Annotated in this window: 13 protein-coding genes and 1 pseudogene; 9 read left to right on the plus strand and 5 right to left on the minus strand. The window is 69.1% G+C overall.

Features of this window, described 5'->3' with window-relative positions:
• Positions 1-2: 2 nt before the first annotated feature.
• From FHR38_RS15900 to FHR38_RS15915, 4 genes and pseudogenes are all read right to left on the minus strand, one after another.
• Positions 3-1,934 (minus strand): phosphatidylglycerol lysyltransferase domain-containing protein, encoded by a 1,932-nt coding sequence (locus tag FHR38_RS15900; protein ID WP_184535404.1) that lies wholly within the window; start codon positions 1,932-1,934, stop codon positions 3-5.
• A gap of 1 nt (position 1,935) precedes the next feature.
• Positions 1,936-4,873, minus strand: a pseudogene (locus FHR38_RS15905) (ATP-binding protein); the annotation flags it as partial.
• A gap of 648 nt (positions 4,874-5,521) precedes the next feature.
• Positions 5,522-5,887 carry a hypothetical protein gene (locus FHR38_RS15910; protein WP_184535406.1) on the minus strand — a complete coding sequence of 122 codons (366 nt, stop codon included), beginning with the start codon at positions 5,885-5,887 and terminating at the stop codon, positions 5,522-5,524.
• A 14-nt stretch (positions 5,888-5,901) separates the two neighbouring features.
• Positions 5,902-6,216 (minus strand): hypothetical protein, encoded by a 315-nt coding sequence (locus tag FHR38_RS15915; RefSeq protein WP_184535407.1) that lies wholly within the window; start codon positions 6,214-6,216, stop codon positions 5,902-5,904.
• Positions 6,217-6,583: 367 nt separating this feature from the next.
• Here FHR38_RS15915 and folP point away from each other — a divergent pair, with 367 nt between their 5' ends.
• The 7 genes from folP to FHR38_RS15950 all read left to right on the plus strand — a co-directional run bounded on the left by folP (position 6,584) and on the right by FHR38_RS15950 (position 11,436).
• Positions 6,584-7,456, plus strand: a complete 873-nt coding sequence (gene folP, locus FHR38_RS15920; RefSeq protein ID WP_221449738.1) for a dihydropteroate synthase — start codon at positions 6,584-6,586, stop codon at positions 7,454-7,456.
• Positions 7,453-7,830 (plus strand): dihydroneopterin aldolase, encoded by a 378-nt coding sequence (folB, locus tag FHR38_RS15925; RefSeq protein WP_184535409.1) that lies wholly within the window; start codon positions 7,453-7,455, stop codon positions 7,828-7,830. Before folP ends, folB begins: the two co-directional genes overlap by 4 nt.
• Before the next feature lie 4 nt (positions 7,831-7,834).
• Entirely contained in the window at positions 7,835-8,362 is a 528-nt protein-coding gene (gene folK, locus FHR38_RS15930; RefSeq protein ID WP_184535410.1) for a 2-amino-4-hydroxy-6-hydroxymethyldihydropteridine diphosphokinase, read from the plus strand.
• 47 nt (positions 8,363-8,409) lie between these two features.
• The gene (locus FHR38_RS15935) at positions 8,410-8,877 is read left to right on the plus strand and encodes a DUF3180 domain-containing protein (RefSeq protein WP_184539737.1); all 468 of its coding nucleotides are present in this window, start codon (positions 8,410-8,412) and stop codon (positions 8,875-8,877) included.
• 183 nt (positions 8,878-9,060) lie between these two features.
• Positions 9,061-10,308, plus strand: a complete 1,248-nt coding sequence (locus tag FHR38_RS15940; protein ID WP_184535411.1) for an ABC transporter permease — start codon at positions 9,061-9,063, stop codon at positions 10,306-10,308.
• Positions 10,309-10,475: 167 nt separating this feature from the next.
• A complete protein-coding gene (locus FHR38_RS15945) occupies positions 10,476-10,784 on the plus strand; it encodes a hypothetical protein (protein ID WP_184535412.1) in 309 nt (102 codons plus the stop codon).
• Between the two features lie 160 nt (positions 10,785-10,944).
• Entirely contained in the window at positions 10,945-11,436 is a 492-nt protein-coding gene (locus tag FHR38_RS15950; protein ID WP_184535413.1) for a hypothetical protein, read from the plus strand.
• Between the two features lie 188 nt (positions 11,437-11,624).
• Here FHR38_RS15950 and FHR38_RS15955 read toward each other — a convergent pair whose 3' ends face one another.
• Positions 11,625-12,653, minus strand: coding sequence for an ABC transporter ATP-binding protein (locus FHR38_RS15955; protein WP_184535414.1), 1,029 nt, complete (start codon positions 12,651-12,653; stop codon positions 11,625-11,627).
• 2 nt (positions 12,654-12,655) lie between these two features.
• Between FHR38_RS15955 and FHR38_RS15960 the strand changes: the two genes are divergently transcribed.
• Complete coding sequence (locus tag FHR38_RS15960) at positions 12,656-13,348, plus strand: ABC transporter permease (RefSeq protein ID WP_184535415.1); 693 nt, start codon at positions 12,656-12,658, stop codon at positions 13,346-13,348.
• A 182-nt stretch (positions 13,349-13,530) separates the two neighbouring features.
• Complete coding sequence (locus FHR38_RS15965; RefSeq protein WP_184535416.1) at positions 13,531-14,259, plus strand: ABC transporter permease; 729 nt, start codon at positions 13,531-13,533, stop codon at positions 14,257-14,259.
• Positions 14,260-14,452 lie beyond the last annotated feature (193 nt).

Genomic DNA, 14,452 nt, shown 5'->3' on the forward strand with positions numbered 1-14,452 from the left:
TCTCACCTCGCCTCGGTGCGTACCCGTGGTGGCGGCTTCACTTCCGACTTGCCGACCGAATCGGGCCGGTAGATGACGAAGGAAGGGGTCTCCGCTGGCACGTCCGGCTCGGTCCACTCGGCCGGTCGCCGCCGACGCGACCGTACGGCCGGGGCCGGAGGTCCAGTCGGCTTCTCCTTGCCAGGCCGGGATTCCTCTCGCGTTCGCTCCCGGCCATCCGGGCGGGACTCCGCCGCGTGGATCGGATCCTCCAACCGAGCCTCCGGCCGCAGACTGGTCTGCTCGACCGTCACGGTACGGCGCTTGCCGCCTCGGGGCTCAGCGGTGCCGCCCGGCTCGGCGACGTTGAGCTTGGCCGCCTCCCGCATGTCTCGGAAGAATCTGCGGTGCCAGGACCCGGCGGAGCTGACCGCCTCACTGCTGTCCTTACCGCCGAGTTGGGTGATCCGCCGGTAGGGACGTAGAAGCAACCAACCCACGACCCCGGAAAGCCAGACAAGTACCACCTGCAACCACCCGGGCAGGGTCGGTGTGCTCATCACCAGATCCACGGCGAGCAGGTAGACAGCAGCCCCGGTGCCGAAGATGGCGATGTTGAAGACAGCGGCGATGACCGCGTTGGCCAGCCGACGCAGACCGGTGCTGGCCGGACGGAGTAGCCCGACCGTGCCGAGGATCGGAGCGGCGATGACCGCCCAACGGAAGATCAGGAAGCCCAGCAGGACCAGCAGCGAGGCGGTCAGGTCGAACATGGCGAAGAGGATGGCGGCGAGTACGGCGATGAAGCCCGCGCCCACCCGGTCCATGTCCCGAGTGCCCTGGAGGTATTCGTAGGCTTCCGGGTCCTCGGTCTGAATCTGCTGGGCGACCTTCGCCCACTGTAGCTGCTTGGCCTTGATCGTGGCTTCTCTGGTGTCTGGGTTGTCGCGGAGTTTCTGCGCCTCCTCCCAGGACAGGGACTTGGCGTCGTACAGCGCTCGACCGTACTTCTTGGCGGTCTCGGTGTCGGCCGAGCCGAGCGTCCCGCGCAGCCAGTTGCGGTAGAGCATGCTCTCCGCCGAGGTGTCGCTTGCCCGCACCGCTGGTGGGCGCTTGTCCTTGCAGGCGTCGGGGTTGGGTAACGCGCAGGCCTCGGGCGGCACGTCTCGGGCACCCGGCCCAACGGCGTCGTGCACCACACCGAGGGTGGAGATAAGGGCCCCGTCCGCGATGTTGGCCGACTTCACCGGCCAGGCGGCCAACGCGGTGACCGCGACCATGACGAAGACCGCCCAGCCGGCGGTGGTCATCGCGTTGCTCATGTCGGACTGGCGGGACCGCCAGAGCAGGTATAGCCCGACCACACAGAGCGTGACGATGCCGAAGACGCTAAACACTTTCTCGTAGATGGCCTTGGTGGCCTGCTCGACGAGCGGGTCCGCCCAGCCCCACATGCTCCGGGCGTCCCAGGCCCGCTCACGTAGCGCGTTGGAGGCACCGATGATGGCTGTGGCGAGCATGAACTCGCCGTTCGCCATCATGTGAGTGACCTTGTAGTCCGGGTGAACTACTGCGGTGGCGCAGCCCGAGTCGACGGCGTACGTCGTGTAGCTGTATCCGGCGTAGCCATACTCGCTGTACAGCCCTTTGGGGCCGGGCTCCTTAGATGACTCGGGGCGGGAGGCGAACCAGCCGGCGAGTCCGGCGTCCGGGGTGCTCGGGGTGGGCGACTTTCGGCAGGTGACAGTCTCCTCGCTGACCGTCTGGAGTCGGTCGACGCAGGAACGGAAGTCGGCCTGCCACTCGGCGGTACTGCACAGGTCGGCCAGCTGACGGGTTGGGATCGGGGCGGCGGAGGCGGGTGCCGCGCCAAACACCGGCCAGGCCACCGTCGCCGCCGCGAGCAGCCCGATGGCGAGGATCAGGGCGGTGAACCGACCCCCGGCTCTGGCCATCTCACGCCTCCAGGTCCGCGATGCTGGTCGGCAGGGTGGGCTGGTTGGCCGGCGTGGTGTTCGGTGTGGTGTCGAGATGGTCGAGGAGGCCCTCGACATACGACACGTCCACCCGTACCTTCTGCACCCGCCCGTCCACGTCACGCATCACGAACTCCCGGAAGCCGAGCCTCGAAGCCGATGACGAATCCACATTGGAAAGCGAGGCGAGCGTGGCCTCGTACCCGTCGTCGACGGGCACCCGGAGCAGCCGTAGCGCCTCGGAGGCGATCTCACTGTCCTCGGCGATCCGGCCGACGAAGACGGTGGAGACCAGGTTCTGCACATCCAGTCCGAGGATGTCGCGGGGGTTCTGCGAGGCGACCAGGGCGGCGAGGTTCCACTTCCGGGAGTCGCGGGCGAGCCGGACCAGGAAGGACCGGCCGGAGCGCCAGCCTTCCATGAAGTGGGCCTCGTCGAGGCCGACCATCTTGCGCGAACTCATCGACCCGCCATAACACCGACGTACGGCGAGCCGATGTGCGGTGTGCAACATGGGCAGCGCCAGCGCCTCCTCAGCCGACCAGTACTCCCGTTCGATCTTCAGATCGGGTAGGCGCAGACCGGCCATGGTGATCACGGTCAGCGCGGCGTCGGCACCGAGCAGCCCTTCCGGCGGCCGACCGAAGAAGAGCAGGGCCAGTGGCATCTCGGCGGTGTCCAGCAGCAGGTTGCCCAGTTCCCGGCCCGCGTCGTCGTCCAGTCCGCTGAGACAGGCCACCACGTCGTCGAGGGTGGAGGTCTCCTCGGCTGGCACCTGTCGTACGGCGTGCCGGAGCAGGGTGGCCGTGGACGCCTCGCGGGCGACCTGCGGTGGCACCAGCATCATGCAGATGTCCTGCACCAGCATCCGCCGCTCGGCGCGGGCGTTGGAGATCGCGATCTGGAACTCCCGGTCGCCGGCCGCCCCGGTCGGGAACTCGGTGCGTAGTGGGGTCGGGATCAGTGAGTATGGCGCCAGGGTGCCCTGCTCGGAGCCGGTCAGGTTGAGCACCCGGGAGTATGGCCGCAGCTCGGGCATCGCGCAGAGCCGGGCCAACGGGCCGGACGGGTCGAGCAGGGTCACCTGCACTCCCCGTCGGGCAGCCAGGTAGCCCAGTGCGCCGAGCAGGGTCGACTTGCCACCACCCGGTTCGGCGACGAAGACGGCGAGGCCGGAGCGTTCGCGTACCTCCATCGGGAAGTGCAGGTCGAGGAAGACCGGCCGACGGCAGGTGCCGGCGGTTCGGCCGATCAGGTCGCCTCGCCGGTCGCCGACGGTGGAGGCGGCCTGGGGGAGGGCGGCGGCGAGCAGGTTGACCGGCATTCGCCGGATGTAGCCGGTGTTGGCGATCGGTTCGCCGGGGATGAACTCTCGGGCGAGCCAGTCCTGGTTCTTCGGGTGTTGCAGTGAGATACGTAGTTCGCGTGAGTAGAGCTGGATGAGCCGTCGGGCCCGTTCGAGGCATTCCTCCCGGCTCCGGCCGCCGACTGCGAGCCGGTGCCAGCCGTGGGCTCGGGCGGAGTCCACCGGTAGCCCGGTGGTCATCTCGTCGCCGATCACCAGGGCCCGTTTGGCGAGCCGTTCGAGCTCGGGCGGGGCGTCGATGCCGTGTTCGGCGTAGTCGAGCTGCTGGGAGCGGATCATCCGCAGCCGGTGCTCCAGGTTACGGAACGAGTCGGCGGAGCCGAGGATGTCCACCCTGGTGGAGAGCTCCATCGGCCACGGTAGGCGCTCGTGGAAGTGCAGCCAGGGCTCGTGCCGTTCGGGGATCTCCAGCGGTTCCATCCGGCCGACCGCGAGTACGGCGACATGCCGTTCCTCGCCGGTCATCCGGTTGACGAACTTCAACGTCGACCCGTACGGGGTGCGGTACCGCTCGATCTGTTCGGTCAGGCCGAGTAGGTCGCCCCGTTCCCACTTGCCGCCGGTGACCGGGGAGAGGGTGGTGGGCGGCGCCATGCACAGCGCCACGGAGCGGTAGAGCAGCCACTCCATCTCCTGCGTGGTGACTCGTCGGCCCCGCATGCCGAACGCGCCGAGCACCTCGTCGAACTGTTCGACGGTACGACCCAGCTTGCGCCGCTCGCCTTCGGCTACTCCTCGGCCGAAGGTACGAAGTAGGCGTTCGCTGAACGAGTTGCCCAGTGATCGGCGGGCGAAGGTGACGCCCAGGTAGGTCTGTCCCTCCGCGTGGTTGACCGAGAGCAGGTGCCGTTGTGCGGCCACCAGGTGATCGGACCAACTGGTCGCACCGGGCACGGTGGCCAGCGGGTGCGGGGTGTGAGCGTCGATGGTCCGGGCCCATTCGTCGGCCGGGAACGGCCGGGTGGTCCGGCGTAGGTGTAGCCGGAATCCGGCCAGGCCGGCGTACTGCTCGGAGATTGCCGAGAGCAGCGCCTCGCGTTCGGCGTCGGGGCGGAACGCCCAGCGCACTTCCGGCAGCCAGTACCAGGCGGTGACGGTGTTCGGGGTGAAGGTGAGATGCCCGGCGATCTCGGTGATGGCCAGTTCGACAGCGGGATCACGGTCGCGGAACTTCACCTTGGGCGGCCGGACCTTGACCGGCTTCACCACCGTGGGCTTCTTCGGCTTCTTGCCCGCTGGTTCCGTTTTCCGCCCCGGTTCGGCGACGGGGACCGGATCGGCCACCGGAACCCGTTCGGCCGGCTGCTCGGCGCGGCGGCCGGTCAGCCATTCGTGAGGTGGTGCCGGCAGCGGCTCAGCGGTGGCCGGCGGGGATGCGTGCTGGCCCGGGGCCGGTCCACCCGCCGGGGAGAGTGGGATGGGGTCACCGGCCGGCTCCGCCCAGCGCGGGTCGGTGGTCTGGACGGATCTGCTCCACTGTGGCTGTGGCTGTGGCTCGCTGGGTTCGATCCACCGGTCGCGTACGTGCTGTGCTGGTGCGGGAGGGGCCACCGGCGTCACCGGGGTCACCGGTTCGGCGGGGGCCGGCTGCTCCGCCGCCCAGTTCGGCTGGGCGGTTCGGTCGTTCGGGTTGGTCGGTGCGGCGGGTGGTGATGTCCGTGCCGGTGTCGGAGCAGAGGGTGCGGTCGACTCGCTCGGGTTCTCGCCCCAACCCGCCCGACGGGGGGCCGGTGGGCTGGTCGCCGGCTGCTGCGTCACGGCACGCGGGGGCTGGCCCGGTCGGGCGCGCTGCCCGGCGAAGAGATCGAGGAAGGGCGAGTCGATGTCGGGATGTTCGGCGGGTGCCGGGCTTCGGGCATCGGTGGTGGTCGGTGACGCGGAGCGAGATCGGGATGGGGGTTGGGGTGCCTGGAATACGGCGACACCACCGTGTCCAGGGCTGGTGACCAGGGCGTTGTCGTCGTCGTGATCGACTGTGGGGTAGTTGATCGGTCGCACACCGTAACCATTGCGGTCGGCCGGTCTGCTGGCCGGGCTTGCTGGGCCCGGCGGAGTGGGGCGGGTCATGCCATCGCCTCGCTCAGCGGGGTGATTCGCTCTGCCCCCCGGGACAACATGGTCATTTGCCCGCCTCGCTTCGCTCCGTGCGGCCGTACGGGCCGCGCCACGCCGAGCCTGACGACTCGCCCACCGGGTTGCCTCATGCCAGCAGCTCCTCCCGGATCCGGATTCCGGTCGCGACCAGTCGAGGGTCGCGTTGCTCCGTGGCCGGCTCCCGGTTGCGTCGCCAGTCGGTCAGCGCGGTGCGGATGACCACGCGGGCCGGCCGGTCGGGGTCGACGTGGCGGAAGATGAAGGACGTCGTGACGATCGCCAGTGCGATCTCCCAGGCTGGGAACAGCTCGACGTTGAGCGTGAACAGCCAGTGGATGAACACGTAGAGCGGTACCAGCACGATGAACAGCCCGTACTGCGCGTAGGGCAGGTGGACTGGCAGCGTGTATCCGGGCGGGCCGAGGTAGACCAGACGGGCCCGATAGATGTCGTCGTCGGTGCGCAGCCGCATCTCGTGCCTCGCACCTATTCGAAGATCAGGTTGATGAGGTAGTCACCGACGAAGAACAGCGTGGCGGCGCCGGCGATGAACGCGAGACCGACGATCGCGATCGCTGAGCTGGTCAGTACCTTGGATATCTCGCCGCGGCTGGCCCGGCCGATGAAGATGACACCGAGTACGGCGAGCAGGATCGGGGCGACCTTGCTGGCGAAGAAGCTGACGATGTTCTCGGTGGCGATGCCCTTGGGGGCTGGCTCCGCTACAGGAACGAGCGCGAGCGTGTGGAGGGCGTGTGTGGCAGTCGTCCATGCCGTGTCCACGAACTCCATGGCGATCATTGCAACCTCCCCAAGGCGCGGCTGGCGTGGCCGCGGCACTGCAGTTGTCTGGCCCCTGACGGAAACGCTGGGTCGGAAGCAGCGTCATTTGACCCTGCGTCTTCCGTCCGCCACGAAAGGTGACGCTTTCTGGGCGTTTTCTCCCGCTTCGGCCCATCTCCTCAAGCTTCGCCAACTGGATGTCATGCAAGTGCAAAGCGTACGGGCCGCCCTTGGATCGAACAAGCTGCGAAGAGCGTCACCCGGTGGGGCCTTTCGGGCTGGCAATAGTACACCTGTTCTAGGCGGTACGGCTGGCGTGCGGCGAAGCGCCGGTAGGTAACGTCTAGCCGTGACTGATGTGCTGCGATCGGACACTCCGGTCGTGATGGGCGTTCTCAACGTCACGCCCGACTCGTTCTCCGACGGCGGGCGGTACACCGACCTCGACTCGGCGGTACGGCACGGCGTGCGGATGCACCAGGACGGTGCCGACCTGGTCGACGTGGGCGGCGAATCCACCCGGCCCGGAGCGGACCGGGTGGACGCGGAGACCGAGTGCGCCCGGGTGCTGCCGGTGATCCGGGAGTTGGCGACGGCGGGTGTGCCGATGAGCATCGACACCACCCGGGCGCGGGTGGCGGCGGCGGCGCTGGCGGCCGGGGCGACCGTCGTCAACGACGTCTCCGGCGGGCTGGCCGACCCGGAGATGGCCCGGGTGGTGGCGGACGCGGGCTGCCCGTGGGTGCTCATGCACTGGCGTGGGCATGCCAAACAGATGGGGAGCCTCGCCAACTACTCGGACGTGGTCGCGGACGTACGCGTCGAACTGGCCCAGCGGATCGAGGAAGCGCTCGCCGCCGGGGTCGCCGCCGATCGGATCGTGATCGACCCGGGGCTCGGCTTCGCGAAACGCCCGGCCGACAACTGGCAGCTCACCGCCCGGCTGCCGGAACTACTGACGCTCGGATACCCGCTGCTCTTCGCGGCCAGTCGCAAGTCCTATCTGGGGGCGCTGCTGGCCGGACCGGACGGTACCGCCCGGCCGACCGCCGAGCGGGCGGCGGCGACCATCGCCACCAGTGTGCTCGCGGTGGCCGCCGGGGCCTGGGGAGTACGCGTGCACGACGTGCGCGCCACCCGGGACGCGCTCGCGGTCTGGCAGGCCAGCGGGCGGCCCCGGCTGGTCGGGAACGAGACGGCAGAAGCGGTCGGGAGCGAGACGGCAGAAGCGGTCGGGAACGAAAGGGTGGCTCGATGACTGATCGGATCGTGCCCGCAGACCGCATCGTGCTTACCGGCCTGCGAGCGCGCGGCCGGCACGGCGTCTACGACTTCGAACGTGCCCAGGGGCAGGACTTCGTCATCGACGTGGCGCTCGACCTGGACCTCGGTCCGGCCGCCCGGTCGGACGACGTGACCGACACGGTCCACTACGGCGAACTCGCCGAGGAACTGGTCTCGATCGTGACCGGGGATCCGGTGAACCTGATCGAGACCCTGGCCGACCGGCTCGCCGCCGCCTGCCTGGCCGACCAGCGGGTCGCCGCGGCGACAGTGACCGTGCACAAGCCACAGGCGCCGATCCCGCACGAGTTCGCCGACGTGGCGGTGACCATGACCAGGCGGAGGTGAAGCGATGACCCGGGCGGTGCTCTCGCTCGGCAGCAATCTCGGTGACCGGATCGCCCACCTGCGCGACGCCGTGTCCGCGCTGCGGGACGTACTCCTGGTCTCCTCCGGGGTCTACGAGACACCGCCGTGGGGGGATGCCGACCAGCCGGCGTACCTGAACGCGGTGGTGCTGGTGGACGACCCAGTCGCCTCTCCCCCGGACTGGCTGGACCGGGCCCGGAGGATCGAGGAGACGGCCGGCCGGGTGCGTGATCCGGCCCGCCGATTCGGCCCGCGCAGCCTCGACGTCGACGTGATCGCGGTCTGGGACCCCGCCGGTGAGCCGGTGCTCAGTGACGACCCGGAACTGACCCTGCCGCACCCCCGGGCGCACCTACGGGCGTTCGTGCTACGCCCGTGGATCGACATCCAGCCCTATGGCGAACTGCCCGGTCACGGCTGGCTGACCGACCTGCTGAACGCCGAGCCGTTGGCGGCGGACGCGCTGGACCTGCGCCCCCGGCCGGATCTGCCGTTAGAGTCGACTGGATGAGCGAGCAACCCACCCCACCGCGTGGTCCGGCGCCGGAGCGTCCCCGGATGGGACCGACCCGGCCGGCGACCCTGGTGGTGTTCGGGCTGGGCGCGGCCGCCCTGGCCTGGTTGCTGATCAGTGTCTCCTATCGATACATCCCCGGGCTACCGTGGCTGCCGGCGGCGACGATCGGCGGGCTCGCCGCCCTGGAGGCGTACGCGGCGGCGAACACTCGCGCCCGCATCCACCGCCGGCCCGGTCGGGATCCGGTCGACCCGCTCACCGTGGCCAGGTTCGTGGTGCTGGCCAAGGCGTCGTCCCTGGCCGGTGCGATCTTCGCCGGCTTCTACGCTGGTCTCACCGGTTGGTTGGTCGTCGAGCCGACCCGAGCGGCTTCCAACGATGTACCCGCAGCCAGCGCGGGTCTGATCGCCTCCTTGGGCCTGGTCGCGGCGGCGCTCTGGCTGGAACGGTCGTGCCGGGTGCCTGAACCACCGGACGAGGAGAAGCAGCCGGACGACCGGCGCGCATAGCGCGGCTCGGAACCTTCCCGGGCGCGAGGGGTTACGCACAGACATAGACGCGAGTAGCGTGCCTGCGACCGGACCAATCCGAATCACCTCCGGATTGGACGCCGGGCGAGTTCGGCCGGGTCGGGTCCCGCACCACGCCGCGAGACCTCTTTGGTCGGCCGACCGACCATGGAGGCGTGCGGGATGGCATACGACGATCCGATCTACCGGCCGCAGGACCCTGACCAAACGGAACGGTTCGGCCCGGCGGCTCGGCACCGGGCAGCAGCGCAGGGCGACGTACCCGAAGACGGCGGGCCCACGACGGACGTTGCCGAACCGGCACTCGCTGGACCAGGTCGGGACCGGGTCGCCGTACACCTGGTCTGGGAGACCGTGCTGCTCGTCGCGGTGGTGGTGCTGGCCTACCTGCTCTACCGGGACCATCCGGCGGTGGTACGTGGCACCGCGTTGGATTCGCTGCTGGTTGCCGGGGCGGCTCTCGGTCTGCTCGTGCTCGCTGCCGGTCTGAGCCTTCGGGCCAGCGCCCCCAATCTCGCGGTGGGCCCGGTGGCGATCGCGTCAGCGCTGCACCTGGCGGAGAACGGTGATCGCGGTGTGCTGCCGGCGATGCTGCCTGCCGTGGTTGCGGTGATGGCGACCGGCCTGGTGGTGGCGATCCTGGTGGTGGTCCTGCATGTGCCGGGCTGGGCAGCCAGTCTCGCCGCCGGGCTGGGTGCCGTCGTCTTCATCCAGCAGCGGTCCGCACCGGTGGACGTACAGGGTGACTTCGATCCGACCGAGGCCTCCATCTATCTGTTCGGCGGGTTCGTGGCGCTGGCGGTGCTGGGCGGCGTCTTCGGCAGCATCGGGGCGGTCCGCCGCGCCGTCGGCCGATTTCGTCCAGTCGGTGACCCGGCCCGCCGGGCGGGTGGGCTTGCTGCGTTGTTCACCGGGACGGCGATCGTGGTGTCGATGCTCTTCGCGATGACCGCTGGCGCCCTGCTCGGTAGCGGTGGGGCCAGTCCGGTGGCACCGACGCCGGGAATCGAGTGGACCGGTCTGGCCATGGGCATTGCCCTGCTCAGCGGCACCAGCGCCTTTGGCCGCCGGGGCGGCGTCTTCGGCACGATTCTCGCGGTCGTGCTGTTCGCCCTGTTCGACACCTACGCCGATGAGCAGGGGTGGAACTTCTCCCCCTACGGGGTAGCAGCCGTCGCGCTGGCTGGCGGCCTGCTGGTGACCCGACTGGTGGAGTTCTACGGCCGTCCCCGGCCTGCTGTCACCGTTCCCGCTCCACCGGTGGCCGAGGTCGACGACCGGGACGACCGGGGGTGGGGGACCTATCCCACGGAACGGCCGGATTCCTGGTCTGCCGTGTTACCCGCACAACCGGTCGGGAGCCGGGACGAGCCGTGGCGTACCGACCGGTGGGACTCGACGGACCGTTGACCGGACATTCCGGATAGGGGCTCTCTGGTGCCCACCTTGCCGGTCCGGGGCTCTCTGGTGCCCGCCTTGCCGGTCCGGGGGCGCTGTCGGTCGGTGTGTGCCGTCGGTTCATGCGTACCGTCGCGGGCCGCCAGCGGATCCAATGGGCATGCCCTAGGCTCAGCGTCATGACCGAATCGTCAGCCGATCGTCCAGCCGGCGCCAGTTTCGCCGAGTTGGACTCGCTGCCCACTGAGGAGCTTCGGGAGCGGGCCTTCGAGCTGGCCCGGAGCCGCCGTGATGTGGGCTTCTTCTGGGAGTTGCTTCAGCATCTGCCCAACGCGGACGAGGCCGAGGCGTTGGATGGCGCACCCAATTCGGTCGGGCCGACCATCGACGAGGCGGTGGCGCTCTGGCGGGAACTCACCGGCCACGGGTACGAGGAGACCGAGCCCCTGTTGCGAGCTGCCTTCATCGACTATCTGATGAAGCACTGACGAGCTGATGAAGCACTGGTGAGTCGCTTTGCGGCTCGCTCACCGGACCGCATCGATGCAATCCGGTCGATCCAACTTCGTCGGACGGCGAATCGGGCATATGCTCCCGTGTCGATTGAACAGGTTTACCGAGTGAAGTCGGCCGGGCAATAGCTCAGACATGGCTCTCACCAACCGCTATCGAACAGCAACGGGTGCGGGCACCTTGGTCGCCCTCCTCCTAGTGCTGATCTTCGGTAGTCCCTGGTACAACGACTGGGCGCAGCGCAATGCTGACGCCGGCACGGCTGGTGGCTGGTTCCTGCGGTTGCTGGCCTGGCCCGCCTGGCGGTTCGACTCCGACGACTCGGTCCAGAACGTACTGGCCACCGATCTGAAGGCCATTCTGGTCGTCGTGCTGACCGCCCTCTTCCTCACCCTGCTTCCTGGTTCACAACTAGCCCGAGCGAGGGGCACGCTCAGCCAACTCTTCGCCGGCTGGGCCGCGTACGTCTTCGCCGGTGCCTTCGCGGCGCTACTCACCACCCTGATCCAGACCAACCCGTCGCTGTTGGGCGCGTTCCAGGCCGCCGGTGATGGTGCCGGGTACGGCTTGTTTGTTGGCTGGATCGTCGGCATCGCCACGTTGGGCGGCCGACGGGGAACCCACTAGACCTTCCTCCCCCGCCACGCGCGGCCGGACCTGTCCTCCCCGGGTCCGGCCGCGCGTTGCCATCTGTGGTCAGTCAGGTCGGGTTGGTGGGGTGGCTGGACCAGTCGGGTCGCGTAGGCGGGTGGTCGTGTAGGCGGGCTTTCGGGCTGACCGAATCGCGTCGGGCGGATCAATGGGCGGATCGTTGGTCAGCCGTTCGGATCGGCGGGGTAGTCGATGGTCAGGATGCGATGCCGGGTCAGCAACCCCAGGGGTCGGTCGCCCTCGACGACCCGGGCCTGGTCGGCGTTGGCGACGAGTAACCGGGCGAGTGCGTCGTACAGCGAGCTGCCCAGGGTCACGGTGGGTAGTTGCGCGTCGCCATCGACGACCGGTAGTGGATCCAACAGTTCCGCGGTGACCGGAGTGACGGCGAGCCGGCGGATGCCCCGGTCGGCCCCGACGAATTCGCGTACGAACGGCGTCGCAGGTTCGCCGAGCAGGGTGGGCGGTGCGGCGTACTGCTCCAGCCGCCCGCCCTGGGAGAGCACCGCGATCCGGTCACCGAGCCGTACCGCCTCGTCCAGGTCGTGGGTGACCAGGACGATGGTCTTGCGTACCTCCGCCTGTAAGCGGAGGAACTCCTCCTGGAGTCGGGTTCGGGCGATCGGGTCCACCGCCGAGAACGGCTCGTCCATCAGCAGCACGACCGGGTCAGCGGCCAGCGCCCGGGCCACCCCGACCCGCTGCCGCTGCCCGCCGGAGAGCTCGTGTGGATAGCGTGGGCCGTACCGGCTGGGGTCGAGACCCACCAGGTCGAGCAGTTCGTCCGAGCGGCCCTTGATCCGGGCTCGGGACCAGCCGAGCAGTCGAGGTACGGTGCCGACGTTCGCGCTGATCGTCTGATGTGGGAAGAGCCCGACGTTCTGGATCACGTAGCCGATGCGCCGGCGTAGCTGGACCGGGTCGACCCGGGTGACGTCCTCGCCGTCCAGCAGGATCCGGCCGGCGGTCGGCTCGACGAGCCGGTTGACCATTCGGAGCACCGTGGACTTGCCGCAGCCGGACGGGCCGATGAGCACTGCCAGTTCACCGGCCGCAATGTCCAGGCTCAGCTCGTCGACCGCCACCGTCCCGTCGGGATATTCCTTGCGGACTCCGGCCAGGCTGATCGCCGCGGCACTGGTCGGTAGCCCGCCGGATACGGCGGCGCTCTTGTTGCTACGGGTAACGTCCACGTATGTCCTTCCGCCTGGTCTACCGGGAAGACCCGGGAAACCCGTGGTTCTCCTGGCAATACCTGCGGGACAACTCGGAGACCATCATCGAAGCCTTGCAGGAGCACATCCTGCTCACCGCACAGGCGGTGGCGATCGCCGCAGTGGTGGCGATTCCGCTGGCCGTGCTGGCGTACTGGTTCCGGCCGCTCACCGGTCCGATTCTCGCACTATCCGGGGTGCTCTACACGATCCCGTCGCTGGCCCTGCTCGCCTTCGTCGCTCCGTACGTGGGCACCACCAATCCCGCGTCGGTGCTGATCGCGCTGGTGCTCTACGCGCTGCTGCTGATGATCCGTAACACCCTCGCGGGGCTGAACCAGGTGCCAGCGGAGGCCCGGGACGCGGCGCAGGGAATGGGATACGGCAGGTTCGGCCGGCTGCTGCGGATCGACCTTCCGCTCGCCCTACCCGGCATCATCACCGGTGTCCGCCTCGCCACCGTCTCCACCGTGGCGCTGGTCACGGTCGGCTCCCTGATCGGGTACGGCGGTCTGGGCGATCTGATCCTGACGGGCTTCCGGAACAACTTCTACAAGGCGGAGATCGTCACCGGGACGGTCCTCTCCGTGGGGCTGGCCTTGGTGCTCGACCTCGTACTGGCCGGGCTGGGGCGGCTGTTGACCCCATGGCTCTCCCGGCGGGCCGTCCGATGACCGCAGGCAGCTGGGCCATGATCACGGACATCGAGTGGGGCGACCAGACCCAGTCGGCCAGCCGTGAGCCCGAGGAGCGATCCGTGAGCCTGAGGAGCGAGTCGAGCCCGAGGAGCGATCCATGAGCCCGAGGAGCGAGTTGCGCCCGAGGAGTGAGCCGTGAGCCTGAGGAGCGAGCAGCGATGAATCCGATCGAGCAGGCGCTGGTGTGGCTCAACGATCCGTTGAACTGGACCAACCCGGGCGGCGTCCTCGACCGGCTCGGCGAGCACTTGGTCATCTCGGCGGTGGCGGTGGCGCTCGGTTGCCTGGTGGCCTGGCCGATCGGCCTGTGGCTCGGGCACATCGGTCGGGGCGGTGGCCTGGTGGTGCTGATCGCCAACCTGACCCTGGCCATTCCGACCATCGCACTGTTGACCATCCTTCCGTTGACCTTCCTCGGGTTCGGTCAGCCGCCGGTGATTATCGCGCTGGCGGTGTTCGCGGTGCCACCGTTGCTGGCGAACGCTTACACCGGGGTACGTCAGGTCGATCCCGAGACCCGGGACGCGGCCCGGGGGATGGGCCTGTCCGGTGGCCAGTTGCTGCGTCGGGTGGAACTGCCACTGGCGGTGCCCTTCCTCGCCGCTGGCTTCCGTACCGCTGCGGTGCAGGTGGTGGCGACCGCGGCGTTGGCCTCCTTCGTCAACGGCGGCGGCCTGGGGCAGATCATCAGCGCCGGGTTCGGGCTGGGCATCTCGGTCGGCGGCGGTCAGATCCTGGCTGGCGGGGTGCTGATAGCACTGCTGGCGCTCCTGGTCGAGCTACTTCTGGCGTTCGTCGAGCGGGTGGTCACCCCTCGCCCCCTACGCCGTACCCGGACCGCCGCCCGCGCCGACCAGCGGGCCGCGGATGCGGTGACTGGGCGCTGAGCGGAACAAACAGGCGTACCGGTCGATCCGCTTATCCGGCCAAGATTGCCCCGTTCGAGTAGGTGCGGCCGATTTTAGTGACGATCTGGTGACAACCTGGCGCTCCGCTGGCAACCTCGGTCGTGAGGATGTTTCGTGGAGGTCGCGGGCGTTTCTCACCTCAGCGCCCGTCGGACACGCGGCCGGCCCGGAC

This window comes from Micromonospora polyrhachis, assembly GCF_014203835.1.
Taxonomy (GTDB): Bacteria; Actinomycetota; Actinomycetes; order Mycobacteriales; family Micromonosporaceae; genus Micromonospora_H; species Micromonospora_H polyrhachis.

What these genes read in the sequence shown, in the direction of transcription:
- FHR38_RS15960 (WP_184535415.1), top strand. Translation starts at nt 12,656, where the DNA reads ATGTCCTTCCGCCTGGTCTACCGGGAAGACCCGGGAAACCCGTGGTTC.
- FHR38_RS15915 (WP_184535407.1), bottom strand. Translation starts at nt 6,216, where the DNA reads ATGATCGCCATGGAGTTCGTGGACACGGCATGGACGACTGCCACACAC.
- FHR38_RS15910 (WP_184535406.1), bottom strand. Translation starts at nt 5,887, where the DNA reads ATGCGGCTGCGCACCGACGACGACATCTATCGGGCCCGTCTGGTCTAC.
- folB (WP_184535409.1), top strand. Translation starts at nt 7,453, where the DNA reads ATGACTGATCGGATCGTGCCCGCAGACCGCATCGTGCTTACCGGCCTG.
- FHR38_RS15940 (WP_184535411.1), top strand. Translation starts at nt 9,061, where the DNA reads ATGGCATACGACGATCCGATCTACCGGCCGCAGGACCCTGACCAAACG.
- FHR38_RS15945 (WP_184535412.1), top strand. Translation starts at nt 10,476, where the DNA reads ATGACCGAATCGTCAGCCGATCGTCCAGCCGGCGCCAGTTTCGCCGAG.
- folK (WP_184535410.1), top strand. Translation starts at nt 7,835, where the DNA reads ATGACCCGGGCGGTGCTCTCGCTCGGCAGCAATCTCGGTGACCGGATC.
- FHR38_RS15935 (WP_184539737.1), top strand. Translation starts at nt 8,410, where the DNA reads ATGGGACCGACCCGGCCGGCGACCCTGGTGGTGTTCGGGCTGGGCGCG.
- FHR38_RS15950 (WP_184535413.1), top strand. Translation starts at nt 10,945, where the DNA reads ATGGCTCTCACCAACCGCTATCGAACAGCAACGGGTGCGGGCACCTTG.
- folP (WP_221449738.1), top strand. Translation starts at nt 6,584, where the DNA reads ATGGGCGTTCTCAACGTCACGCCCGACTCGTTCTCCGACGGCGGGCGG.
- FHR38_RS15965 (WP_184535416.1), top strand. Translation starts at nt 13,531, where the DNA reads ATGAATCCGATCGAGCAGGCGCTGGTGTGGCTCAACGATCCGTTGAAC.
- FHR38_RS15900 (WP_184535404.1), bottom strand. Translation starts at nt 1,934, where the DNA reads ATGGCCAGAGCCGGGGGTCGGTTCACCGCCCTGATCCTCGCCATCGGG.